Origin of the sequence: Nocardioides dongkuii, from assembly GCF_014127485.1 — a bacterium.
Taxonomy (GTDB): domain Bacteria; phylum Actinomycetota; class Actinomycetes; order Propionibacteriales; family Nocardioidaceae; genus Nocardioides; species Nocardioides dongkuii.
Window position 1 is genome coordinate 1,806,354 of sequence record NZ_CP059903.1, and the last position, 25,746, is coordinate 1,832,099.

The window sequence follows — 25,746 nt, forward strand, 5'->3', positions numbered from 1 at the left end:
GTTCAGCGCCGTGCCCGACCCCTCCGCCGACGCCGCCCGCGGACCGCTCGGCATCGTCTCGCTCCCGGACCGCCCGATCTCCCCGTGGTGGGCGCTCGGTCGCCGGATCCTCGCGGCGCTGGCGATCCTGGTCGGCACGGTGATGCTGGTCTACTTCGACCGGGGCGGCTACCGCGACGGCAACGACCCCACGAACACCATCAGCCTGATCGACGCGATCTACTACACGACCGTCACGCTGAGCACGACCGGGTACGGCGACATCGCGCCCGTCACCGACGGCGCACGGCTCGTCAACGCCTTCGTCATCACCCCTGCCCGCATCGCCTTCCTGGTCCTGCTGATCGGGACCACCCTGGAGGTTCTCGCCTCCCAGGGGCGGGAGATGTTCCGCGTCGCCCGCTGGAGGAGAAAAATGGGACAGCACGTCGTCGTCGTCGGTTACGGCACGAAGGGGAGCAGCGCCGTGAAGACGCTGGTCACCAACGGCCTGGACCTGGAGAACGTGGTCGTCGTCGACCCGAAGGGGTCCGCGATGCAGGAGGCGCACGCGGACGGGCTGGCCGTCGTCACCGGCGACGCCACCCGCCGCGACGTGCTCCGGCGCGCCGGCGTCGAGACCGCCGAGCAGGTCATCATCACCACCGACAGCGACGCCGCCAACGTGCTGGCGACGCTGACGGTGCGCCAGCTGAACCCCGACGCCTACATCGTCTCCTCGGTCCGGGAGCAGGAGAACGCGCCGCTGATGAAGCAGTCGGGGGCGAACTCGGTGATCACCTCCTCCGACGCCGTCGGCCGCCTGCTCGGCCTGTCCTCGCTGTCCCCGTCGCTGGGGTCGGTGATGGAAGACCTGCTCTCGTACGGCGCGGGCCTGGAGGTCGCCGAGCGCGACCTGCTGGTCTCCGAGGTCGGCAAGCAGCCGCAGACGCTGCCCGACCAGGTGATCGCGGTCGTGCGCGACGAGAAGGTCTACCGGTACTTCGACCCGGTGGTCACGCTGCTGGCCCGCGGCGACCGGCTGGTTGTCGTCCGCCCCGCCAAGGAGCAGCCGTGGGCGCCGCGTCCCGGGACGCACGGCGAGGAGCTCGCCGGCGACCAGGAGTGATGCCCAGCGTGAGGCTCAGCGCTCAGGCGCCGCGGGGGAGTGCGTCGTCGACGGCGTCGGGGAGCAGGCGGACCAGGCCGGCGGCCTTGCGGAGCGCGCGGACCTGACGGCTGGTGCCGACCAGGCGGACCGAGGTGCCGGGCCGGGCGGTCAGGTCGCCCCAGGTGCGGGCCATGACGCCGAGCGCGGAGACGTCAACGAACTCGACGTCCGCGAGGTCGACCCGCAGGTCGGCGCAGGTCTCGCTGGCGGAGTTCAGGCCGCGGCGGAGGGTGAGCGCCCCGAAGACGTCGAGGTCCCCGCTCACGGTGAAGTGCGCGGTCGAGGCCTCGGGCTGCTGGTGGATCGTGATCATGGGGGGCCTCTCACCGCGGGGGAACGGTGTGCTGGATCTACCGGGAACGGACTCGTCTTGGGCGGCGGTCACGACCTACTCCGAGCACGGTCAAGGCTACGCGCTGCGAAGCTCCGCCCTGTACACCCCGAGGGGGGTATGGACCTCACTCCCGCGGTCGGACGTGCGCGGCCGGGACCCAGCCGTGCTTGACCTCCCAGGTGCGGACGCCGCCACCGCCGGCCCAGATCACCAGGGCCTCCCAGGACGTCGTGCCGCGCCGCCACTCCAGCAGCACGCCGGGGGACTGCTCGTGCCACCGCCCGGTCACGCAGACCCAGACGTGCCGGGGCGAGGTGTGCCCCCTCGTCCCTGTCACCCGGTCCCGCATGCTGCGAACGATAGAACATGTGTTCGAACCTGAACGCAGGCGGCGGCATGCCGAGGGGGGTATGATCGGTCCCGGAGGATGGGCCTCCGCCGTCAGACTCGGAGGCCCACGTCGAGCGTCCCGCCGCCGGACCAGGATCCGGCGCGGGACGTTCGTCATCCGCGGGCGGTGTTCTCCCGGAAGACCCGCAGCATCGTGTACGCCGGCTCCGCGCGGTCGCCGTACCCCGCGGAGAGCCGGGGGTCCTGCAGGAACTCGTGGAACCCGGGCAGGTCGCGCACGTCCTGGTCGTCGACCTCGCGGAACCCCATCGACCAGTCGGGGAACGCGCGCTCCTCGATCGGCTCGCGCAGCGTCACCATCACGTTGCGGTGCCGGAGGTCCCGGGCGATGGCCCCGAACGTCGACTCGACGGTCTCGTCGGGTCCCTCCAGCGTCTGGATGATGTTGCCGCCGCTGTAGAGCAGCATCCCGGTGAGACCGAGCTCCTCGTTGCGCGCACGGAACTCCAGCAGCAGCCGGCGCAGCGTCTCGGCGTCCAGCTCCTGGGTCGCGGTGCTCAGGTAGGTCAGCGACAGCACGGGGCGCCTCCAGTCACCGTCGCGGTCACCCCGACGCCGAGGTTTGAGCCGTGGCCCCCGCGGTCACTCTCTGCCTGCCGGCGGCCCCCGACGAGCAAGGGCGACTCTCGCGCAGGGCGTTCGAGACGAGGGGGCACGCCGGCCGACCACGTCCTCGCGGACACGCTCACGCGTCCACGACGATCGTGATGACGAGCGGGCTGCGGCGGAACTTCTTGTACGCCCACCGGCCCACCTCGCGGGTGATCATCTGCTCGAGCTGGTGCGCCTCCCCGATGCCCTCGGCGGCCGCCCGGGCGCAGGTCTTCTCCACGACCGCGATCGCGGCCTGGAACGCGTCGGGCTCGTGGACGAAGCCCCGGACCATGAAGTCGGGCTCCTCGGCCAGCTTGCCGGTGTCGGCCTCGACGAGGGCGAGCACGGTGACGACGCCCTCCTGGCCGAGGGTGCGCCGGTCCTTGAGCGAGGTCTCGGTGGCGCCGCCGACGGTCTGGGCGTCGACGTAGACGTTGCCCGCGGGGACCTTGCCGGTGATCTTCGCCTGGCCCTTGACCAGGTCGACGACCACGCCGTCCTCGGCGATGACGACCCGCTCGGGGTCGATGCCGGTCCGGATCGCCAGGTCGGCGTTGGCCTGGAGGTGGCGCCACTCGCCGTGCACCGGCATCACGTTCTTCGGGCGGACGATGTTGTAGCAGTAGACGAGCTCGCCGGCGCTGGCGTGGCCCGAGACGTGCACCTTGGCGTTGCCCTTGTGCACCACCTTCGCGCCCCAGCGGGTGAGCCCGTTGATCACCGAGGAGATCGCGTTCTCGTTGCCGGGGATGACCGAGCTGGCCATCAGCACGGTGTCGCCCTCGCCGACGCGGATCTTGTGCTCGCGGTTGGCCATCCGGGAGAGCGCCGCCATCGGCTCGCCCTGGGATCCGGTGCAGACGATCGCCACCTTCTTCGGCGACATCCGCTCCAGCTGCTCGAACGGGACGACGAGGCTCTCCGGGTACTTCAAGTAGCCCAGGTCGCGGGCCACGCCCATGTTGCGCACCATCGACCGGCCGACGAAGGCGACCTTGCGGCCGTGCGCCTCGGCGGTGTCGAGGACCTGCTGGATGCGGTGCACGTGGCTGGCGAAGCTGGACACGATGACGCGGCGGGGCGCCGTGCGGAAGACGGTCTCGATCGCCGGGGTGAGCTCGCGCTCGGACATCGTGAACCCGGGGACCTCGGCGTTGGTGGAGTCGGTCAGGAACAGGTCGACCCCCTCCTCGCCGAGGCGGGCGAAGCCGCGGAGGTCGGTGATCCGGTCGTCGAGGGGGAACTGGTCCATCTTGAAGTCGCCGGTGTGCAGGACCATGCCGGCGCTGGTGCGGATCGCCACGGCGAGCCCGTCGGGGATCGAGTGGTTGACCGCGAGGAACTCGAGGTCGAAGGGGCCGAACGTGACCCGGTCGCCCTCCTTGACCTGGTTCAGCGCTGGCCGGATCTGGTGCTCCTTGAGCTTGGCCTCGATCAGCGCCAGCGTCAGCCGGGAGCCGACGACGGGGATGTCGCGCCGCTCGCGCAGCAGGTACGGGACGGCGCCGATGTGGTCCTCGTGCCCGTGCGTCAGGACGACGGCGACGATGTCCTCGAGCCGGTCCCGGATCCAGGTGAAGTCGGGGAGGATGAGATCGATCCCCGGCTGGTGCTCCTCGGGGAACAGCACACCGCAGTCGACGATGAGCAGCTTGCCGCGGTGCTCGAAGACGGTCATGTTGCGACCGATCTCACCGAGCCCTCCGAGCCCGACGATGCGCAGGCCGTCGGCGGGGAGTTTCGGGGGACGCTGGAGTTCAGGATGCGGGTGGCTCACGGCGTCACGCTAACGGAGTAGCCCCCGCGCCCGCGTGCCCGCATCCCCGTCGGGCGCCGAACGGGGGGATCACTCAGCCGGTCCGCCGCCTCTCGGCGAGGCGCAGGACCAGCTTGCGGAGCTCGTCGTACCAGAGCACGACGGAGCCGAGGGCGACGCACACGGCCCAGTGCGTGAGGTCCAGGGCCTCGGTGCCGAAGGCGGTCTGGAGGAACGGGATCTCGACGACGGCGACCTGGAGCACCACGCCGAGCGCGATGGCGCCCCACAGCCAGGTGTTGGCGAAGAGGCCGTGGAACGCACTGGTCGTCTCCGACCGGGCGTTGAGGGAGTTGAACAGCTGCGCGAACACCAGCGTGGTGAACCCCGCGGTGCGGGCGACCTCGAGGTTGTCGTCGCTGTCGACCAGGCCGCCGGGCAGGAACAGGTCGATCGCGAACAGGGTGGCCAGGGCCATCACCAGCCCGATGGACACGATCCCGCGCCACATCCGCGCATCGATCGCCCGGTCGGTCAGCTTGCGCGGACCCCGGGCCATCACGTCGTCGATCTCGGGGTCGATGCCCATGGCGAGCGCGGGGGTGGAGTCGGTGATCAGGTTGATCCACAGGATCTGGGTCGCGAGCAGGGGCAGCACGAGGTCGGAGCCGTCGCTCGCCTCGTTGAGGCCGATGACCCCGGCGAGGACCACGCCGAGGAACACGGTCAGGACCTCGCCCATGTTCGAGGAGAGGAGGTAGCGCAGGAACTTCTTGATGTTCTCGAAGATCACGCGCCCCTGGCGCACCGCCGCGACGATCGTGGCGAAGTTGTCGTCCGCCAGGATCATCCGGGCGGCCTCCTTGGTGACCTCGGTGCCGGTGATGCCCATCGCCACGCCGATGTCCGCCGACTTGAGCGCGGGCGCGTCGTTGACGCCGTCGCCGGTCATGGACACGATCTGGCCGTCGGACTGCAGCGCGTCGACGAGCCGGAGCTTGTGCTCGGGCGCCACCCGGGCGTACACCGAGACCTCCCGCGTGAGGTCGCGCAGCGCGTCGTCGTCGAGGGTGTCCAGCTCCGCCCCGGTGGCGGCGCGGCCCCCGGCCTCGATGATGCCGAGGTCCTCGGCGATCCGTCGGGCGGTGGTGGGGTGGTCCCCGGTGATCATGATGACCCGGATGCCGGCCCGGTGCGCCTCGTCGATCGCGCCGGACACCTCGGAGCGCGCCGGGTCGATGATGCCGACGACCCCCACGTAGACCAGGTCGCGCTCCCAGGACTCGTCCATCCCGCCAGTGGCAGCGGGGTCGGACCCGGCGGGCTCGTCGGTCACGCGGCGGTAGGCGACGCCGAGGGTGCGGTACGCGCCCGCGGAGAGGGTCTCGATCTCGGCGAGCCGCGCGGACCGGGTCTCGTCGGTCAGGGGCACCGTCTGGTTCCCCACCTGCTGCTGGGTGCAGCGGGCCAGGAGCACGTCGGGCGCGCCCTTGCTCAGCACGAGCCGGGTGCCGTCGCCCGGGTTCTCGTGGAGGGTCGACATCATCTTGCGGTCGGAGGTGAACGGGATCTCCGCGCGTCGCTCGAGACGACGCATCTCCTCCGTGGTGCCCTCCAGCTTGCGGGCCGCGACCAGGAACGCCGCCTCGGTCGGGTCGCCGACGATCTCCCACGCGCCGGCCCGCTCGGCCAGCTGGGCGTCGTTGGCGAGGGAGCCGGCGCCGAGCACCAGCCGGGCCTCCTGCAGCTGGGCGCCGTGCAGCGGGAGCCCGTCGCTGCGTACCTCGCCCTGGGGGCGGTACCCGACGCCGCTCACCTCGGCGGTGCCGGAGGCCGTGACGATCCGCTGGATCGTCATCTCGTTCCGGGTCAGGGTCCCGGTCTTGTCGGTGCAGATGACCGACGCGGACCCGAGCGCCTCCACCGAGCTGAGCTTCTTGACCACCGCGTTGCGCTTCGCCATCCGCTGCACGCCGATGGCGAGCACGACCGACAAGATGGTGGGCAGGCCCTCGGGCACCGCGGCCACGGCGAGCGAGACACCGAGGAGCAGCACGACCACCAGGTCGCTCGGCTCACGGACGCCGTCGACCAGGATGATCGTGAGCATCACGACGATCGCGATGACGACGACGCCCGCGCCGAGCGTCTTGCCGATGCTCGTCACCTCGTTCTGGAGGGGAGTGGGCTCCTCGACGGTGGCGTCCATCATCTCGGCGATGGCCCCGACCTCGGTGGCCATGCCAGTGCCCGTGACCACGGCCCGGCCGGTGCCTTGGGTCACCGAGGTCCCCTTGAAGACCATGTCCAGCCGGTCGCCGAGCGGCACCGGCTCCGCGAGGGTCGTCGGGTCCTTGACGACGGCCTCGCTCTCGCCGGTGAGGGAGGCCTCCTGGACCCGCAGCGAGCTCGCGCTCAGCAGCCGGGCGTCCGCTCCGACCGCCGCGCCCTCGTCCAGGACCAGCACGTCCCCGCGGACCAGGTCCGTCGACGCGATCGTCCGGAGCTGCCCGCCCCGGAGCACCGTGGAGGCGGCGGCCGTCATGCTGTCGAGGGCCGCCACCGCGTCCTCGGCCCGCGCCTCCTGGGTGTAGCCGAGCACCGCGTTGAGCACGATGATCGCGGCGATGACCAGCGCGTCCACGGGGGTGCCGTGGGCGCCCTCGATCACCCAGGAGACGAGCGAGATCGCCACCGCCGCGAGCAGCAGGTAGATCAGGGGGTCCTGGAACTGGGCGAGGATCTTGCGCCAGAGCGGCACCGGCTTCCTGCCCCGCAGCTCGTTGGGTCCGTCCGTGGCGAGCCGGCGGGCCGCCTCGTCCTCGGAGAGCCCGGTGAGCGGGTCGACGCCCAGCTCGCGCGCGACGGTGTCGACGTCCAGCAGGCTCGGATCGGCGGGGTGGTGCAGTGTCTGTGAGTCGGCGTGATCCATGGGTCAGACCTCCAGGCGACGGCCGCACCACTCGACGCAGTCGTCTCCTCAACGCTAGCGTCGAGGTGCATGGGACGACGTCACGTCACGACCAGCACCATCACCGGACGACCCCTCGGCCGCGCGGAGCTCCGCCGGATCGACGCGTGGTGGCGGGCTGCGAACTACCTCTCCGTCGGGCAGATCTACCTGATGGACAACCCGCTGCTCCGGGAGCCGCTGCTCCCCGAGCACGTCAAGCCGCGGCTGCTCGGGCACTGGGGGACCACCCCGGGCCTGAACTTCGTCTACGCGCACCTCAACCGCGCGATCTGCGCCCGCGACCTGGAGATGATGTACATCATCGGGCCCGGGCACGGCGGTCCCGGGCTGGTCGCCTCGGCCTGGCTGGAGGGGACCTACAGCGAGGTCTACCCGGCCGTCGGCCAGGACGTCGCCGGGATGCGCCGGCTCTTCCAGCAGTTCTCGTTCCCGGGCGGGATCCCGAGCCACGTGGCCCCGGAGACGCCGGGCTCGATCCACGAGGGCGGAGAGCTGGGGTATTCGCTGTCCCACGCGTACGGCGCGGCGTTCGACAACCCCGAGCTCGTGGTCGCGGCCGTCGTCGGTGACGGCGAGGCCGAGACCGGGCCGCTGGCGACGAGCTGGCACTCCACGAAGTTCGTGGACCCGCGCCGCGACGGCGCCGTCCTCCCGATCCTGCACCTCAACGGCTACAAGATCGCCAACCCGACCGTCCTGGCGCGGATCAGCCCCGACGAGCTCACCTCGCTGCTGCGCGGATACGGGCACGCGCCGTACCTGGTCGAGGGCTCCGACCCGCGCGAGATGCACCAGGCCTTCGCGGCCACGCTCGACCACTGCCTCGACGAGATCCGCGACATCCAGCACGAGGCGCGCACCGCCCGGCGGCAGCCGGTCGCACGGCGGCCGTGGCCGATGATCGTGCTGCGGTCCCCGAAGGGGTGGACCGGGCCCGCGGAGGTCGACGGGCACCGGGTGGAGGGGTCCTGGCGCTCGCACCAGGTGCCGTTCGCCCGGGCGCGCGAGGACGACGCGCACCGCGCCGTGCTGGAGGGCTGGATGCGCAGCTACCGGCCCCAGGAGCTGTTCACCGACGACGGCGCCCCCGTCCCGGAGATCGCCGGCCTGCACCCGGCGGGGGAGCGGCGGATGAGCGCCACGCCGCACGCGAACGGGGGCGTGCTGCTGCGCGACCTGCGGATGCCCGACTTCCGCGAGCACGCGGTCGAGGTGGCCTTGCCCGGCACCGGCGCGGTCGAGGCCACCCGGGTGCTGGGCGGGTTCCTGCGGGACGTGATGGCGGCCAACATGGACACCTTCCGGCTGTTCTCGCCGGACGAGAACAACTCCAACCGGCTCCAGGACGTCCTGCAGGTGACCCCGCGCACCTGGAACGCCGAGACCCGGCCGGACGACGACCACCTGGCCGTCGACGGCCGGGTGATGGAGATCCTCTCCGAGCACACCTGCGAGGGCTGGCTCGAGGGCTACCTGCTGACCGGCAGGCACGGGCTCTTCTCCTGCTACGAGGCGTTCATCCACGTCGTGGACTCGATGTTCAACCAGCACGCGAAGTGGCTCAAGGTCACCAACGACATCGGGTGGCGCCGCCCGATCGCGTCGCTGAACTACCTGCTCACCTCGCACGTGTGGCGCCAGGACCACAACGGCTTCTCCCACCAGGACCCCGGGTTCGTGGACCACGTGGTCAACAAGACCGCGGACGTCATCCGCGTCTACTTCCCGCCGGACGCCAACACGCTGCTCTCGGTGGCCGACCACTGCCTGCGCAGCCGGCAGTACGTCAACGTGATCGTCGCGGGCAAGCAGCCGGCGCTGCAGTACCTCACGATGGACGAGGCGATCGTGCACTGCACCAAGGGCATCGGCATCTGGGACTGGGCCGGCACCCGCCCCGACGAGGAGCCGGACGTCGTGCTCGGGTGCGCGGGCGACGTACCGACGATGGAGGCGTTGGCGGCCGCCGAGCTGCTGCGGGGCTACTTCCCCGACCTGGCGATCAGGTTCGTCAACGTGGTGGACCTGATGCGCCTCCAGGACGAGCGCGAGCACCCGCACGGGCTCTCCGAGCACGACTTCGACTCGCTGTTCACCCGGGACAAGCCGGTGATCTTCGCCTACCACGGCTACCCGACGCTGATCCACCGGCTGACCTACCGGCGGCGCAACCACGCCAACTTCCACGTGCGCGGCTACAAGGAGGAGGGCACCACGACCACGCCGTTCGACATGACGGTGCTCAACCAGGTCGACCGGTTCAACCTGGCGATGGACGTGATCGACCGGGTGCCGCGGCTGCGGACCGTCGGGGGACCGGTGCGCGACCTGCTGAAGAACAAGCTGATCGAGCACCGGATCTACATCCGGACCCACGGCGAGGACCTGCCGGAGATCCGGCACTGGCAGTGGCAGCCGGGGGACGGACCCACGGTCCTCACCCCGGACGCCGCCCAGAACGCCCCGGAGGGCTGAGCCGGTGCGGGTCCTGGTCGTCAACGCCGGGTCGAGCAGCCTGAAGCTCTCCGTGCGCGACGGGGACGACGAGGTCGCGGCCACGACGGTGGAGCGCTGGGAGGGCGACGGGCACGACGCCCCGATCAAGGAGTTCGTCGCGCAGGGCCCGGCCCCCGACGCGGTCGGGCACCGCGTCGTGCACGGCGGCCCGCGGTTCGCCGAGCCGGCGCTGGTGGACGACGGCGTGCTCGACTACCTCGACTCGATCGCGAACCTCGCGCCCCTGCACAACCCGCGCGCGACGGCCGCGATCCGGGAGACCGGCAAGCTGCTGCCCGGCACGCCGGCCGTCGTCTGCTTCGACACGACGTTCCACGCCACGCTCCCGGCGTCCGCGAGCACCTACGCGCTGCCCAAGGAGTGGAACGAGCGCTGGCAGCTGCGGCGCTACGGGTTCCACGGCCTCAGCCACGCCCACGCCGTACGCCGGGCCGCGCAGCTGGTCGGCCGCAACCTCGAGGAGCTGCGCGTCGTCTCCTGCCACCTGGGCGCCGGCGCGTCGCTCGCCGCGGTCCGGCACGGCCGGTCGGTCGACACCACCATGGGCTTCACCCCGCTGGCCGGCCTGGTGATGGCCACGCGGTCCGGCTCGGTGGACCCGGGGATGGTGCTCTGGCTCCTCCAGCACGGCGACCTGACCGCCGAGCGGCTGCGCGACGTCCTCGAGCACCACTCGGGGATGAAGGGCCTCTCCGGGACCAGCGGCGACCTCCGCGACGTCCTCGCCGCGCGGGCGGCGGGCGACCCGGATGCGGCCCTGGCCTACGACGTCTTCGTCCACCACCTGTGCCGCGAGATCGGCGCCATGACCGCCAGCGCGCAGGGCCTGGACCTGCTGGTGGTCACCGGCGGGATCGGCGAGCACTCGGCCGACGTACGCCGCGACATGGCGGCGGGCCTGGCCTACCTCGGCGTCGGGATAGATCTGTCTGCGAACGAGTCCGTGCACGGCGAGGCGGACATCAGCGCGCCCGCGGCGGATGTGCGCACGGTGGTCGTGGCGGCCGACGAGGAGGGGGAGATCGCCCGGGAGACGGTGCGGCTGGTCACCCGGTGAGATGGCCCGGACGCGGTTTCCTCTCCCGGCCCCGGTGGCTCAGCGGTGACTGTCGCCGGAGCTGTGCGTACCGGCTCGGCTCGCCATCTCCCGGAAGCAGGCGTACTCGTCGACGCACACCCTCCGGAGGGAGCCTCCTCGTGAGTGCGCCGCCCGCATCCGGACATCGCTTCGACCGCAGAGCTCGCACACCTCACGGTCGGCATGATCTGAGGCGCTGTCCCCCCAGACCATGCGAGGACCGTAGCCATCCGCGCCCCCGGTCGCACCGGAGCACTAGTCCACTCGTGCTCACCTGGTGGACACGGGGCCGGACGCAAAAAAGCTCCTGATCTGCGTTTCCGCAGGTCAGGAGCCGGTGAATGCTGGTGGGCGATACTGGGTTTGAACCAGTGACCTCTTCCGTGTCAAGGAAGCGCGCTACCACTGCGCCAATCGCCCGAGGTGGAGACGGGATTTGAACCCGTGTACACGGATTTGCAGTCCGTTGCCTCGCCTCTCGGCCACTCCACCAAGGAGGTCTAACCAAGAGAGAGACCTCTCCGAGCGGACAACGAGACTCGAACTCGCGACCTCAACCTTGGCAAGGTTGCGCTCTACCAACTGAGCTATGTCCGCCTGACTCCGAGCCGAGGCCCTGAGTGCGTGAGGAACAGTAGCCCACCCCCAGGGGCACCACAAATCCGACCCCCCGGTGCGTCGCCGAGGGCCCGCGGCGCCGGGAAACTTCGGCATGCGGCTCCTAGAGTGGCGACATGCGTGCCTGGATCGACGGTCAACTGCTTCGCGACGCGACCGCCCCGGCGGTGCGCGTCACGGACCACGGGCTGACCGTGGGCGACGGGGTCTTCGAGGCGATCAAGGTCGTCGACGGCCAGCCGTTCGCGCTCACGCGGCACCTGGAGCGGCTCGCGCGGTCGGCGGCCGGGCTCGGGCTGCCGGACGTCGACGACCAGGCCGTACGCCGGGGGGTCGGCGCGGTCCTCGAGGGGACGCCGCTGCCGCTCGGCCGGCTCCGGATCACCTACACCGGGGGACAGGCGCCGCTCGGCTCCGGTCGCGGGGACGCCGCCCCGACGCTGATCGTGGTCGCCGACGCGATGGACACCTGGCCGGAGACGACCGCGGTCGTGACCGTGCCGTGGCCGCGCAACGAGCGGGGCGCGCTCGCCGGCCTCAAGACCACGTCGTACGCCGAGAACGTCGTCGCGCTCGCGCACGCCCACGAGCGGGGCGCGAGCGAGGCGGTGTTCGCCAACCTCGCGGGCAACCTCTGCGAGGGCACCGGCACCAACGTCTTCTACGTCGTCGACGGCGAGCTCCGCACCCCCACGCTCGCCAGCGGCTGCCTGGCCGGCGTCACCCGCGCCCTCGTCCTGGAGTGGCACGGCGGGCGCGAGGTCGACGAGCCGATCGAGACCGTGGACCGGGCCAGCGAGGTGTTCGTGGTCAGCACCACGCGCGACATCCAGGGCGTGCGCCGCTGGGACGACCGTGAGCTCCCCGCGCCCGGGCCGGTCACCCGCGAGGTCGCCGAGACCTGGCGGCGCCGCGAGCCGGAGCTGCTCGGCGCCTGAGACGCCGCGGGCGGGCGCCGGTTCGAGATGACGGCCGCCCATGGGATAGTGTTCCCGCCGCACCACAGGGGCGATTGGCGCAGTGGTAGCGCGCTTCGTTCACACCGAAGAGGTCACTGGTTCGAACCCAGTATCGCCCACCCCGTTTCCGCAGGTCAGAGGCATGTTTTTCCGCTTTCGACGCTGACGAGGAACATGCGAGGAACAAGGAACGTCCTGTTCCGAACCACTCCTGTCACGGCTCGGAGTCGAACGTAGGCCGACGAGCCCGGGCCCTTTGCAAGCAGGGGGGTTCCGGGTTCGAGTCCCGCAGGCTCCACCAGCAGAACCCCAGGTCAGCCTGGGGTTTGTTCTTCCTGGAATGCCTTCGCGCATTTTGCGTTGAGTCCTTGGTGGACTGGCGGGGGAAAGCGAACTCGCCCGCCTGTCGCCGCGCCCGGTGTGGTTTAGACCGCTCTGTTGTGCTCATGGACCGCTTGGCAACTGCGCGAGGAGTGCGACCCGCCCCCGCGGCGCCTGGAAGGGAGCACGGCGTCGGTACGACACGCGAGGGCCGAAGCCTCTGACGCGCGAGGGTGAAGGCTCCCTTGAGTATCGCCCACGGAGTTTCGCAGTCTTGCTTATCGAGTGGCATCCGATGCCGAGGTAGGTGAGCTGGCGGCTAGCATCCTCTTCAACGCGCAGCGAGCAGTGTCACGCGACGCCTGCCTACAGAACACGAGGGAACGTGAAGACCTGGCCGGCAGCGGGCGAAGAGGTTTGGTCGGAGTTGTCTGCTGTCCCGGGCCGTGTTGCGCTGCTCGTCGACGACCCTGAATCCACTCTTGCCCTCAGATTTGCGGAACTCCGCCACACCACCCCGTTGCATGTGGGCCGAGTCCTTAGCGGCTCCCTCACCGTGCCAACTGAACGGCAGATTCGATCGATCCTGCGCGACGCACCCGTCTTGGTTGGCACCGCCATCCTGTTTGACCCGGTGCTCGGGCTCGACGCTGCGAGGCTGTTCCAGGCCCTTGCCAGACAAGAGCCGGGTCGCGTGATTGAGTGGCCTGTGGCGACGACATCGTCGCCTTTCCGCTGGCCGGGGGACGATGGTTCCCGTCCTGTCTCCCCGGCGTTGGAGAGCTCGCTGCTCCTCACGGCACGGACCACGGTCTTTGACGATGAAGTCCCGTTCACCCTTGAAAGGCTCCGCCGATGAAGTACGGCGAACTCGTCGAGTTCACCCCCGTCCAGAGTGTCAAGCAGCTCCGCGACGCTGTTTCTGCCGACCAGGCGCTGGAGGACGTCCAGACCTACGTCATCTCAGAGACGATGCGCGACCAACTGGCGAACCTGGTGCTGCCCAACCTGCGCTTCGACAATCCGGACCACGACCACAAGGGCCTGCTGCTCATCGCGACCTACGGCACCGGTAAAACCCACCTGATGAGCACGGTCGCCAGTGTCGCCGAGCGCGCCGAGCTGCTCCCCCACCTGACCGACGCCGCAACCCAGGAGGCTGCGAGCCCGATCGCCGGCCGCTTCAAGGTGCTGCGGGTCGAGATCGGCGCGGTCACCACCAACCTCCGCACGATCCTCACCAACGAACTGACCCGCGGTCTGGCAGACCTCGGCGTCGATTACACCTTCCCCTCTGCCGACGGGATCACCAACAATAAGACGGCACTCGAGGACCTGATGGCCGCCTTCGAAGCGGCCTACCCTGACCATGGCCTGCTGCTGGCCATCGACGAGATGCTCGACTACCTTCGTGGCCGCAAGGACGCCGAGATCATCCTCGACCTCGGCTTCCTCCGAGAGCTTGGTGAGTTCACCCGCAACTCCCGCTTCCGGATCCTCGCGGGTGTTCAGGAGAGCCTCTTCGACAACCCTCGCTTCGATGCAGCCAAGAGCGAACTGCAGCGCGTCAGCGAGCGCTACCAGACCTTCCGGATCCACCGCGACGACATCGCGTACGTCGTCCAGAAGCGTCTCCTCGCGAAGACTCCCGAGCAGAAGATCCGGATCCGCGAGCACCTGACCAAGTTCTCGGCGGCGTTCGAGTCGCTCGGCAAGGAACTGGAGACCTTCGTCGACCTCTTCCCGGTGCATCCGGCCTACCTGAAGGTCTTCGAGGACCTGACCCTCGTCGAGAAGCGTCGCATCCTGAGCAGCCTCACGCAGCAGCTTCGCCAACGCCTCGACGTGGAGGTGCCCGCTGACGAGCCCGGACTGGTCTGCTTCGACGCCTACCGGGCTGAGCTCGACGAGGACCCGACCAACCGGACGAATCCCGAGGTCCGCTCGGTGCTGGAGCCGAGCCGCGTCGTGCGTGACCTGGTCATGCGCAACCTCGAGGCCGGGGCCGACCGCGAGCCGGCACTGCGGATTCTCGACGCCCTCACGATCCACCGCTTGACCACCTACGACCTGGACGCTCCGATCGGCCTGACGTACGCCGACCTGCGCGACGATCTCTGCCTTGTCCCGCCGGGGGTGCCGGAGTTGGAGGCCGACTTCCTGGAGATGTCGGTCGAGACGTTGGTCGACGAGATCCGCAAGGCCGCCACCGGCCAGTTCATCTCGGTCAACGACAGCAACGGGCAGGTCTATCTGGACCTGAAGAAGAACGTGGCGTACGACGAGCAGATCGACCAGCGCGTCGAGAGCATCGACGACGGAGCCCTCGACCGCGCCTACTACGACCTTCTCGCCCAGGTGCTGGAGGTCGCCGACGCCCCCTACGTGTCCGGCTACAAGATCTGGTCCTACCAGCTCCCGTGGGCAGCCAAGAAGGTCGAGCGCACCGGCTACCTGTTCTTCGGCGCACCTAACCAGCGTTCGACGGCCCAGCCGGCCCGCGACTTCTACCTCTACTTCCTTCACCCGTTCGACCCCGTAGCTTTCACTGACGAGGAGAAGAGCGACGAGATCTTCTTCCAGCTCGAAGACCCCGCCGAGGTTTTTACCACCGCCCTCGGCCGGTACGCCGCGGCCAACGCCAAAGCCTCTGAGACCTCCGGAGAGACCAAACAAGGCTTCCTCGCCCGCGCCCAGAAGTTCGGGCAGGAGGCCGTCAGGTGGCTGCGTGACAACCTCAGCAGCCACGTGAAGGTCACCTACCAGGGCGAGCGCAAGCCCCTTGCCGAGTGGCTGGCCGGCGTCCCCGGCGGTCGCCGAACTCTCAAGGAGCAGCTCGAGGCGATTGCAGCTGCGGCCCTGAGCCCACATTTCGACGCCCGCTACCCCGGATACCCCGTCTTCGCCGAGCAGCTCACCGCGGCCAACCTGCCCAACGCGGTCCAGAACGCGCTCGGCACCGTGGCCAGCAAGCCGACCAACCTCGGCAAGTCGGTCCTGACCTCGCTGGGGCTGCGCGACTACTCGGAAGCGCTGACCCTCGACGGGCAGTACGCCAAGGCACTGCTCGAGGTCCTCAAAACGAGCGCGCCGCAGGCCGTTAACCGGGAGAAGCTCCTTGCCGAGCGCGACCCCGGCGTGGAGACCTGGGCTCCGTGGCACTTGGAGCCCGCCTGGCTCACGGTCATCGGGGCCGTCCTGACCGCGTTGGGCCGTGCGGACCTGACCTTCCGCAACGGCACCAAGATCACCGCCCTCAACCTCGACGAACTCGCGCGGATGCCGCTGACCGACCTGGAGGGGCTGGCCTTTCTCCAGCCGCCGGCGACCACCGACACGGCCGGGTTCGTCCGGCTCGCCACGCTACTCGGCCTCCCCCCGGCGCTCGGGCAGAGCGAGCTCAGCCCGGAATCGGCAACTCACTTCCTCGAGCGCTCCCAGACGATTCACGACGAGGTCGTCTCAATCCAGACGTACGTGCAGAGCCAACCCCGACTCTGGGGCGAGGAGGTCATCGACGATCCCGACACGCGGCTGAACAAGCTCAGGGACGCACTCGGCTTGCTGAGTGATGTCCGGGCACGTGACAACGTCGGCAAGCTCAAGCGGCTCTCCTTCAAGGGCGACGTTCTGGACCGCGCCGAGGCCGGCCAATCCGAGGCGAAGCGGCTCACCGAGCTGCGCAAGGTCGCCGACCAGCTCGGCCCGGAGATCGAGTACGTCAAGCAGGCCGGTGACGTCCTCGGCCAACACGATCCCTTCCAGGCCGAAGCTCAGGCGCTGAAGGAGAAGCTTCGCCGCCTGCTGCGGACGGAGCCCTCGAACAAGCGCCTTGCCACCGAAGTACGTCAAGACGCCCAGCGGTTGCGGACCAAGTACCGCCAGTTCGCGGACGAGCGTCACCAGGCTGTTCGACTCTCATCATCGGACGAGCAGACCAAGGAAGCCGCCACTAAGGGGCCGTACTGGCGCGATCTTAGTGTGCTGCAGGGGATCGAGATCATCCCCGACGGCCAGTTCGGCAAACTTCAGGAGAGGCTCGTCGGCCTCTATGCCTGCAAGCAGTACGAGCCGAAGGCCTACGACTCTGAGTACACCTGCCCCTACTGCTCCTACCGGCCATCCCCGTCACACGACCCCGCCGCGAAGGTGCAGCTCACCAAGACGATCGAGGAAGCCCACAACCTCTGGGCGACCTGGACCACGCACCTCACGGATTCCCTCACGGACTCGGAGATCCAGGACAAGTTTGACTTTCTCAGCACCGGCGAGCGAACGGCCCTTGCCCCGCTCATCCACGGCACGCTCACCCCGGGAGAGGTGACGCCAGCTCTGGTCTCGGCCGTGCAGCAGGTTCTCGACGATCTACAGGTGGTGCCCCTCCGCGCCGAAGACCTCGCGGAGGCTCTCTTCCCGGGCGGGCGTGCCACCACCCCGGCCCAGGCCGCGTCGGCCTTCCAAACCTGGTTAGAGAAGGTCACCAGGGAGAACGGCGGCAACGCCCGCACCATTCGACTCAAGCTCGAGGGAACCCAGCAGAAGTGAACGACGGCCTTTTCGAACTTTCAGCCAGGTCGTCGCGCAGCGAGGTCGCGGAGAGGGCCCTGGCTGTCTACCGGTCAGCGCTGGAGACAGGAGAGGTACGGATACCCTCCGGGTCGACGGTAGATCAGATCCTAGCGATGTCCAGCCCGCCCTGGCACACGGCGACCGAGAACCCCTTCGTGCGATCCTGGGTCGAAGGTGCTCACCGCAGCGAGTCTGACCGAGTTGATCCCGGTCCCTACCTGGCCGACGTCACGGGCTCGAAGGCGTCGATGTGGTTCAAGGTTCACTCCTATCCCACGAAGGTGCCACCGGAGATCATCCAGCGGCTGCTCCTTCACTACACCGAGCCTGGTGATGTCGTTCTAGACGGTTTCGCCGGCTCAGGAATGACTGGTGTGGCAGCGACTTCATGCGCCAAGCCCGACCCGAAACTCGACGCCGAACTTCGCATGCGTGGGCAGACGCCCAGGTGGGGTGCTCGACGGGCTGTGCTCAACGACTTGGCCCCGAACGCCACCTTCCACGGAAGCGGCGTCAACCTCCCAGTCGATGCCGCCACCTTCGAGCGGGCAGCGAGCGCCCTGTTGGATCGGTTCAATGGCGAACTGGGCTGGATGTACCGCACGACGACGACCACCGGCGACGAAGCCACCATTGACTACACCGTGTGGTCCGAGGTGTTCAGTTGCCCACACTGTGGCGCGGCGGTGGTGTTCTACGACGGCGCGTTCATTCCCACCACCGGCGCTCTGCGCGACGACTTCCCCTGCTCCGCCTGCGGCGCCACCGTCATGAAATCGGGCGGCGGCAAGGCGAATCTCGAGCGTCGCCGCGAAACCGTCCGTCTGCTGACCGGTGAGGTCATTGAGCGAATCGCGCTCAAGCCGGTCCGAATTCACTACCGGAACCAGGTCATCGGGAACAAGGCACCAGATACGGATGACCTCGCCGTTCTGAGCCGTGTCGCAGCCCTCTCCGTGGCCGGGGCGCCGACCTATGTCTTCCCTTACCGGCACATGACCCACGAGCGGAGCTCACTGGTCAAACAAGGCTTCACGTCGCTTGCCTCCCTTTACCCCGACCGTGCCCTGGCGGCACTCTCCACCCTTTGGCAGTGGGTCAACGCCGAGCCTGATCTCAACCTTCGCCGAGCCCTGAAGTTCTGGGTTGAGCAGACGTTCTGGGGTCTCTCCTGGATGAACCGCTACAAGCCGACTGACCATTCGCAGGTCAACCGAAACCAGAGCGGCGTCTTCTACATAGCTTCTCTGATTTCAGAGTGCTCGCCGCGCTACAACCTCGAAGGTTCCCAGCCCAACAGGGGCAAGCGGTCCACCCTCACCAAGCTCTGGAAGACGGTCCCAGCGGAGGCCGACGTCCGGATTACCACTGGGGACGCAACCCGCCTCCCCCTGGACGACGAGTCAGTCGACTACATCTTCGTGGATCCGCCGTTCGGCGCGAACATCCCCTACGCCGATCTGGCGCAGGTGCTCGAGGGCTGGCACGGCGTTCACACCGAGATCGAGTTTGAGGCGATCGTCGACCGTAGCCGCAGGGCGCCGAAGAGCGTCGACGACTACGCCGATCTTCTGGCTGCATGCTTCAAGGAGTTCAGCCGAGTATTAAAGCCAAGCCGTTGGATGACGGTCGAGTTTTCGAACTCGTCGAACGAGGTCTGGGCCGCTCTGCAGAACGCGCTGGCCAGCGCTGGCTTCGTCGTCGCCGACACCAGGCTCCTCGACAAGCAGAGCGCGAGCTACCGGCAGGCGACCGCCGTCAACGCCGTCGATCAGGACCTGATGATCTCCTGCTACAAACCTGGCACGAGAACGTCCTCGGTCGTGCTGGCCTCCGGCGGCGCGGCGAGCTCTGTCTGGGAGTTCGTGGGCGAGCATCTCAAGCACCTCCCAGTCTACGAGCAGAGCGGCGCCGCGGTTCGCGAGCGCAAGGCGGATCGGATCTACCACCGAGCCGTTGCCTACTACGTCAGCCTGGGGTTGGAGGTGCCGCTGACCGCCGCCGAGTTCTATGCCGGTCTCGACGAGCACTTCAACGAGCGTGACGCTCTTTACTTCCGCCCCGAGCAGGTCGAGGAGTATGAGCGGAAGCGTCTTCAGCTCTCGGCTCCAGCGGAGGCCCTCTTCGTCACCGACGAGCGCAGCGCGGTCGCCTGGCTGCGTCAGCACCTGAAGGAGAAGCCGCAGTCGATGGCGGAGATCCAGCCGGCGTTCCTGCAGGAGCTGCAGGTCGCGGGGGATCGCCCGGACCAGATGCCGGATCTGCTGGAGATGCTGGAGGACAACTTCATCCGCGATGAGGTTGGCGCTTGGTTAGTGCCGGATCCGGCCAAGCTGGAGCACCTCCAGAAAATGCGGGAGCGGTCGCTCCTGCGGGCCTTCGAGAGCTACCTATCCGGGACGGGCCAGCTGCAGCGGTTCCGCGGTGAGGCGCTGCAGGCCGGGCTCAAGGACCGATGGGCGAAGAAGGATTACGCCACCATTGCCGCGCTAGGGAAGCGCCTTCCGACCGATTATCTAGTGGAGAACACCGCGGTCATGCACTACGTACGTAACGCGACCGCCCGGGTGATCAGGTGAGCGGAGCCGTCTGGTCCTGGTGGCCGGGGGGACGCCTGGTGGTTCGAGAGTTGGAGCGCCAGGACGTTTTCGACCATGTCACCGTCGACGCCTACGCGCCGGCCACCGGTGAACTGCTGGCGCTGGGCCTAGATGAGTTGACTCCCCTAGCAGAGCGGGACTGGACCGCGGCCGAGCTTGAGGAGCGGCTGCTCGCCCTCCGGGTGTTGGCCGAGGCCGGCACCGGCAACCCGATCGCGGCGAGTGCCCATGTTGACCTGCTGCCTCACCAGCTGGCGATCTTGCAGCGGGCACTGCGGCTCAGCCCGGTGCGGCTCGCGGTGTGTTGCGAGGTCGGTCTGGGCAAGACGACGACGGCCGGCGCCATCGCTACGGAGTTGCTCGCTCGAGGCCGTGCTCGCCGCGTCCTGGTCGTGGCTCCAAAGGGGATGCAGCTGCAGTGGGTGGCAGAGATGCGTGACAAGTTCGCTCAGGAGTTCACCCGGATCGGTCCCGAAGGCGTGCCGATCGACGCGGCCGCGTCGGTCTGGAGCTCAGTCGATCTGGCGGTGACCAGTCTCGACGCCATCAAGCCGCTTCGTCGCCGCGCTGGCTGGAGCCAGCAGCAGCTCGACGACTACAACGCTGCCCGGATGCAAGGGGTCATCAACGCCGGCTGGGACCTGGTGATCATCGACGAAGCCCACCACGTCGCCGGCTCCAGTGAGGACGTCGCCCGCTACCAGCTTGCCCGAGAACTGGCCGGCTCCGCCGAAAACTACTTGCTGCTGACCGCGACCCCGCACTCGGGCAAGTCGGAGAGCTTTCGCCGCTTCCTGGGGCTCCTGGATCCTTCATTCCAGTCGGACCGGGAGATCACCAAGGCCACGGTCGGAGCCGTCATCGCCCGCACCGACAAGCGGGGAGCGGTCGACAATTCCGGGCGTGCCCTGTTCCATCCTCGTACTACGCACCTGGAGCTGGTCTCGTGGGACCGCCATCCGCTGCACCGGGAGCTCTACGAGAATGTTACGGAGTACGTCCGGGAGGGCTTCCTCAAGGCACAGGCCTCGGGCAACACAGCCCGGGGCTTCCTGATGCTGCTGCTGCAGCGTCTGGTCGCCAGCTCGTCGGCGGCGATTCTGTCGGCGCTGGACCGTCGTCTCGCCTCCTTGGTGGGTACGGCCGATGAGTCCCAACTCGGTTGGGACGAGCTCGAGGAAGCCGAGGTCAACGCTCTCCTACTGCCGGAGGCCCCGGACGCCGCGGCGCTTCGCGCCCTGGTCAACCTGGCCCGCCGTACCGTCTCGGAGGAGACCGACCCGAAGACCCTTCACTTCCTGCGGCTGCTCGCTACGCTTCAACGAGCGGAGCGTGACCCGGCGGTGAAGGTGCTTATCTTCACCCAGTTCCGCGCGACCCAGCGAGCCTTGGTGAAGGTCCTGGAGAGCCAAGGCATTTCAACGGCGAGCGTGAACGGGTCGATGGGACTCGCCGAGCGCGCTGGTGCTCAGGCTGCGTTCCGCGGCGACGCTCAGGTGCTGGTCTCGACCGATGCGGGTGGCGAGGGAGTTAACCTGCAGTTCGCTCACGTGGTCGTCAACTGGGACCTGCCGTGGACGCCGACTCTGTTGGAGCAGCGGATCGGGCGGGTGGATCGGATCGGCCAGTCCACGCCGGTGCACGCGTACAACTTCGTTCTCGACGACAGCGTCGACCAGCGGGTGCTCGAGGTGCTTGAGCAGAAGCTCGCGGTGATCCTCGCCGAGCTCGGCGTAGACAAGCGCAACGACGTACTTGCGACCGTCGATGACCTCACCGACTCGCTTTACGTTACTGCGATCGTCGAACCCGAACGACTCCGGTCGGCCGGGGAGGACTTCGTGTCAGCCGTGCAGAAGCATCTCGTCGAGGCCGCTGAAGCCCAGGAGATCCTGACCTCGATCGCGGTGGCGCCGCCGCCACCAACGGCCTCTCCGATCCCGGAGCTCGTACGTCGCCTCGAGGCGCTGACCGGTACCAAGAGTAGCGAAGCCCTGCGTTCCGGAGCGGTTGTCGTTCCGGGAGAGCCGGTCCCCAAGCTCAAGGTCGCCTCAGCCCCGGGCTGGCTGGCGCTCGGGCGGGCGACGTCCGGGACCAGTGGGTCCTCCACCGCGTTCGCGGTCTTCGTCCATGACTCAGGGCGGCCTGATCCGCGGCGTGGGCGGGAGCTTCTGTCCACCCTGACCTCCGGACCTATCGGCGACCCACTGTCGACGGCTGTCCTCCCACTGGAGCGTCACGCGTTCCTGCAGAAGGTCCTCCTCGATTACGGGTACACCGCCCTGCAGGACCTCGGCGGCGGCGCGCTGCCGCCGAGACCGCATCTTCGGCTCGCTCTCGGACTCCGTTGCGTATGAGTCGCCGAACCTGGGACACCCTGGTCGGCCCGGTGACGGTGCCAGCCGGCGGCGTACACCTGCTGCTGGACCCTGACAAGCTCGACGAGCAACCGGGCGCAGTAGTCGTCACCGACCGCTGGCAGCTCCGACGGCTGCTCGAGCTGGAAGTGCCGGTGCGGGCAGTTGAGGCGGCCACTCTGCTCCTGCATCTTCAGATCGCCGATCTCCGGACGGTCTCGGATCTGCCCTTTGACGCCCGTTCGCTGCCGCGGCACACCATCGATATCCGCACATCTGCTGCCGTTCGCCAGGAGGCGACCAAGCTGCCTCGCCCCGTCCTTAAGGCACTCCTCGACCGTGGTTCCCTGCGTGAGCGGACCACGCGGGCCGCACACCTGCTCACGGACCTGGCATGGCCCGCCGAGAGGGGCTACGAGGTGACGGCCGCCCTCCGCCTTGCCGCGCTTGGACCGGCCCTACGCCTTACGGTGGCCGACACCTTGCCGGCTGGCTGGCTCCATCAGACTCTGCTGGCGCCGGATCCGGTGGCCGTCGTCGCCCAGGAAGCACGGACCTGGTGGGAGCACGGCTCCCACGATCAGCTCGACCACGCCCTTCGCATAGCCACACCGGAACTGGAGGAGCTCGTACGGGCCGGTGACATAACTCCTCCTCAGACGCCCGTGGCACGCTCGATCCCTGCATCTCTGCGCCAAGCAGTCGCCCGGCGTCAAGGCGAGACGTCGCTGACCATGCTGGTGGAGACCCTCAACACCACGGCTTCTTCCCTGGAGGGCTGGATCGGCGTGGCCAACGACTGGGCAACAATCCGACGGCTGCTGAGCCAGCTTCCCGAGACGATCGTCGCCGAGTGGACCGACCGCGCTTGGTTCCGCTGGAAGCAGGTCGATGAAAGCTGGAACCCCTGGTTGCAGAAGGAGTACGGCCGCCAGCTCGGCCGCAGCCCAGCCCAGCCGGTCTCCGTCCATCAGGTCGCTCTGTTCCTAGCGCGCCGACGTGGCACTTCGGGCCAAAGGATCGTCCTGCTCGTCCTCGACGGCCTTGGAATACCCCAGTGGCAACTCCTGCAGCAGGAGCTTCACCTCTCCGTGATTGAGGAGCGACGGCTGCTGGCCGGCCTTCCGACACTGACATCCATCAGTCGCCAAGCGATCTTCGCAGGCAAGACACCCAAGGACTTCGCAGCGACGGCCAAGACGACCACCCACGAAGGCAAGCACTGGACTGAGTTCTGGCAAGCGCAGGGGCTGCGTCCAGATCAGATCCACTATGCCAAGACCCTCGGAGGAACCTCTGCCGAGTGGGAACCTCCGGCTAGCGGTTCCCGCGTCGCGGGCTATGCCGTGGGCGCCCCAGACAAGCTCCTGCATGGCGCCGAGGTACTCGGTGACCGCCAGCTCAGCGCGGGCATCGTCCAGTGGGCCCAAGCCGGCTACGTCACCGCAGCTCAGACCTGGTGCCAGACCGAAGGTGCTGAACTCTGGATCACGTCTGACCATGGCAATCTGCCCACCAATGCCACGACGTTCCTGGCGAAGAACCTCACCACTCAGCGCGTAGGGCACCGCGTCGCCTTCCACTCCCGCGAGACCTTCCGGGACCAGAGCTCCCAGCCAGGCCTGGCCTGGACACCGCCAGGTCTCGGAGCGGCTGTAGAGACTCTGGGACATCCCTACTTTGCCCCCGACCGGACGGCGTTTACGGCCGCCTCCCACACCGTTGCCCACGGAGGCCTCAGCATCGATGAAGTCATCGTGCCGCTGGTTAGGGTTGTCTGATGACCGGAGCTCTTCTCGATCGCGAGTTGAAAGTGACTTGGCTGACCAAGGCGCTGAGCCTAGCGGTCGACCAGGTGCCGGTCGCTGACGCGCGGCGCACTCTGCGCGAGGACCTGGTTGGGGAGGGTCTCGGTCGGGAAGCGGCTATCAAGACGGTGACCGCCTTGAGCCGCGTGTGGCTACTGCCTATGCAGCGGCGAGATGACTGGACCACGTGGGTGCTCACCGCGGGACCTGATGTCCTTGATCTGCGGCCGTTCCACATCGGAGCACTGCTCGCAACTGAACCATTCTTCTGTAGCCTCTTGGAGGCCGTGGGCCGGGAATCTCGAGCCGCAGAGAACGTCAATACCGTTGCCGTGCGGAAGCGACTTCGTGACCGGTACGGCCCGCGGCGAGGAATAGATGTCGCCACTCAGAGAGGCGTGAAGACCCTGCGCGATCTAGGTCTGCTCGTCGGCGCGCCCGCCGACTCCATCAGCTTGGTGGGACGGGTAGATGTCCATGACAGCGAGTTGGCCGCTTGGCTTGTCCGCTGTCTGCTCGAAGGCCGCGGGGCTGAGTCGATCCCTGAAACCGACCTGCCTCATGCCCCTGAATTCTTTGGCCTCTCCCTTCCTCGGAGGCTTCCCCGCAGCGCGGCTGGGATAACACAGCACGCGGAAGGGCTAGGGCGAAGGGTTCTTGCGCTATCTCCATCTTCCTCAAGCGTTCGTGAGCTCGAGGCTGGCGTCAGCTGACGTCTTGTCGGAGACCGAGGCTGCGGCTGAGCGCTTCTGCGAATGGCACGCCCGGATACGTTCGAAAGGTCCACCGCTGCCACCGAGACGGGTGCCGTGGACCGTTCCCAACCTGATAGATCGGTAGCCCGCGCTTCCCTATCTCGCACTGCAACCAAGCGACCTGCGCACGGTGGTGCATCCGGGCCGGCCCGGTCGGCTCCGTGGTCCCATACCCGAGAAGAATGTGGGTTCCCCGATCAAGCGCCGCTTCGATGGTGTCACGCGCGCGCAGCCACACTTCCGACTCGCGGCCGATCTCAGATATCCCACCAGTGCTGTGCGTTGCGCCTTCAAACAGGTTCGTTACCTCGGACTGCTGGCAGTCAAGCAACTCGGCAGCTTGACGAACGCGGCGGAGGGTCCGCGCGCCTGAGGTCGTCGGAGGGTTGGCAAGTACGCAAACCAAGACTCGGGCTGGGGTCTCTGGACCGGGACCTCCGCTCGCTACAGTCGGTCGATCCACGTGTCCTCGTCGCGGTCGTCCCACGCCGACCCGCCGGAGGCAATCCCCGTCGGCGTCCGAACGAGAATGGAGAGTACGCGAAGTCCCTCATCGTGCGTGAGCGCTCGCAGCGATTCAACTGGACGGCCCACCGCAGATTCGATAATTTTCCGACGCTCGGCGATTGAGGTGACACCACGACGTTCTAGCGCCTCGCGCAACATCGCGACCTGCCAATCGGGGATGAGCAAAGGCGCCCGAGCAGGTTCCGGCTGCGTGACCGGCTCGTCATCGAACAGCGAGAACTCGTCGGACACAGCTCCAGTGTATGAAGTGGGCTGGGGCTGCCGCACGCGACACCTCATCAGTCGTAGGCATCCCCGGGTTACGGCCCGGAGTCCGAAACCCGATGCCAAGTACTCGATCGCGATGGCGTCCCAGACGAACATGGGCACGGCGACGCTGCTGAGCCCGCCGGGCGCTCCCGCGGCGGTCGCGCCCGT

Annotated in this window: 16 protein-coding genes and 4 tRNA genes; 11 read left to right on the top strand and 9 right to left on the bottom strand. The window is 68.3% G+C overall.

The features are described from left to right. Positions 1–10 precede the first annotated feature (10 nt). Positions 11–1,108 (top strand): potassium channel family protein, encoded by a 1,098-nt coding sequence (locus H4O22_RS08750; protein WP_182526611.1) that lies wholly within the window; start codon positions 11–13, stop codon positions 1,106–1,108. A 22-nt stretch (positions 1,109–1,130) separates the two neighbouring features. Here the strand turns inward: H4O22_RS08750 and H4O22_RS08755 are convergent, their stop codons facing one another. The 5 genes from H4O22_RS08755 to H4O22_RS08775 form a co-directional block, all read right to left on the bottom strand. Continuing rightward, entirely contained in the window at positions 1,131–1,463 is a 333-nt protein-coding gene (locus tag H4O22_RS08755) for an STAS domain-containing protein (protein WP_182526612.1), read from the bottom strand. Positions 1,464–1,608: 145 nt separating this feature from the next. Next, positions 1,609–1,833: a hypothetical protein gene (locus tag H4O22_RS08760; protein ID WP_182526613.1), complete on the bottom strand. Its 225-nt coding sequence runs from the start codon at positions 1,831–1,833 to the stop codon at positions 1,609–1,611. Positions 1,834–1,988: 155 nt separating this feature from the next. After that, the gene (locus H4O22_RS08765) at positions 1,989–2,414 is read right to left on the bottom strand and encodes a BLUF domain-containing protein (protein WP_182526614.1); all 426 of its coding nucleotides are present in this window, start codon (positions 2,412–2,414) and stop codon (positions 1,989–1,991) included. Positions 2,415–2,580: 166 nt separating this feature from the next. Continuing rightward, positions 2,581–4,266, bottom strand: coding sequence for a ribonuclease J (locus H4O22_RS08770; RefSeq protein WP_182526615.1), 1,686 nt, complete (start codon positions 4,264–4,266; stop codon positions 2,581–2,583). Positions 4,267–4,339: 73 nt separating this feature from the next. Further along, entirely contained in the window at positions 4,340–7,177 is a 2,838-nt protein-coding gene (locus H4O22_RS08775) for a cation-translocating P-type ATPase (RefSeq protein WP_182526616.1), read from the bottom strand. Positions 7,178–7,246: 69 nt separating this feature from the next. Between H4O22_RS08775 and H4O22_RS08780 the strand changes: the two genes are divergently transcribed. Together H4O22_RS08780 and H4O22_RS08785 are read left to right on the top strand one after the other, a co-directional pair. Next, on the top strand, positions 7,247–9,694 hold the full coding sequence (locus H4O22_RS08780; RefSeq protein WP_182526617.1) for a phosphoketolase family protein: 2,448 nt from the start codon (positions 7,247–7,249) through the stop codon (positions 9,692–9,694). Between the two features lie 4 nt (positions 9,695–9,698). Next, a complete protein-coding gene (locus H4O22_RS08785) occupies positions 9,699–10,793 on the top strand; it encodes an acetate/propionate family kinase (protein ID WP_182526618.1) in 1,095 nt (364 codons plus the stop codon). Positions 10,794–11,159: 366 nt separating this feature from the next. Here the strand turns inward: H4O22_RS08785 and H4O22_RS08790 are convergent. The 3 genes from H4O22_RS08790 to H4O22_RS08800 all read right to left on the bottom strand — a co-directional run bounded on the left by H4O22_RS08790 (position 11,160) and on the right by H4O22_RS08800 (position 11,411). Further along, a tRNA-Val gene (locus H4O22_RS08790) sits at positions 11,160–11,234 on the bottom strand. 1 nt (position 11,235) lies between these two features. Continuing rightward, a tRNA-Cys gene (locus H4O22_RS08795) sits at positions 11,236–11,306 on the bottom strand. 32 nt (positions 11,307–11,338) lie between these two features. Continuing rightward, a tRNA-Gly gene (locus H4O22_RS08800) sits at positions 11,339–11,411 on the bottom strand. Positions 11,412–11,548: 137 nt separating this feature from the next. Here H4O22_RS08800 and H4O22_RS08805 point away from each other — a divergent pair. The 8 genes from H4O22_RS08805 to H4O22_RS08840 all read left to right on the top strand — a co-directional run bounded on the left by H4O22_RS08805 (position 11,549) and on the right by H4O22_RS08840 (position 24,759). Then, entirely contained in the window at positions 11,549–12,370 is an 822-nt protein-coding gene (locus H4O22_RS08805) for an aminotransferase class IV (protein ID WP_182526619.1), read from the top strand. A 68-nt stretch (positions 12,371–12,438) separates the two neighbouring features. Further along, positions 12,439–12,510, top strand: a tRNA-Val gene (locus H4O22_RS08810). 587 nt (positions 12,511–13,097) lie between these two features. Further along, the gene (locus H4O22_RS08815) at positions 13,098–13,571 is read left to right on the top strand and encodes a hypothetical protein (protein WP_182526620.1); all 474 of its coding nucleotides are present in this window, start codon (positions 13,098–13,100) and stop codon (positions 13,569–13,571) included. Continuing rightward, positions 13,568–17,257 (top strand): DUF6079 family protein, encoded by a 3,690-nt coding sequence (locus H4O22_RS08820; protein ID WP_182526621.1) that lies wholly within the window; start codon positions 13,568–13,570, stop codon positions 17,255–17,257. The genes H4O22_RS08815 and H4O22_RS08820 overlap by 4 nt, the downstream gene beginning before the upstream one ends. Before the next feature lie 137 nt (positions 17,258–17,394). Continuing rightward, the gene (locus tag H4O22_RS08825) at positions 17,395–19,860 is read left to right on the top strand and encodes a DNA methyltransferase (RefSeq protein WP_182526622.1); all 2,466 of its coding nucleotides are present in this window, start codon (positions 17,395–17,397) and stop codon (positions 19,858–19,860) included. A gap of 50 nt (positions 19,861–19,910) precedes the next feature. After that, on the top strand, positions 19,911–22,238 hold the full coding sequence (locus H4O22_RS08830) for a DEAD/DEAH box helicase (RefSeq protein WP_182526623.1): 2,328 nt from the start codon (positions 19,911–19,913) through the stop codon (positions 22,236–22,238). Between the two features lie 32 nt (positions 22,239–22,270). Then, positions 22,271–24,019 (top strand): PglZ domain-containing protein, encoded by a 1,749-nt coding sequence (locus tag H4O22_RS08835; protein WP_182526624.1) that lies wholly within the window; start codon positions 22,271–22,273, stop codon positions 24,017–24,019. Further along, entirely contained in the window at positions 24,019–24,759 is a 741-nt protein-coding gene (locus tag H4O22_RS08840) for a hypothetical protein (protein ID WP_182526625.1), read from the top strand. Before H4O22_RS08835 ends, H4O22_RS08840 begins: the two co-directional genes overlap by 1 nt. A 486-nt stretch (positions 24,760–25,245) precedes the next feature. On the opposite strand, the gene H4O22_RS08845 is transcribed toward H4O22_RS08840, so the two are convergent. Then, positions 25,246–25,560, bottom strand: a complete 315-nt coding sequence (locus H4O22_RS08845; RefSeq protein ID WP_182526626.1) for a hypothetical protein — start codon at positions 25,558–25,560, stop codon at positions 25,246–25,248. Positions 25,561–25,746 lie beyond the last annotated feature (186 nt).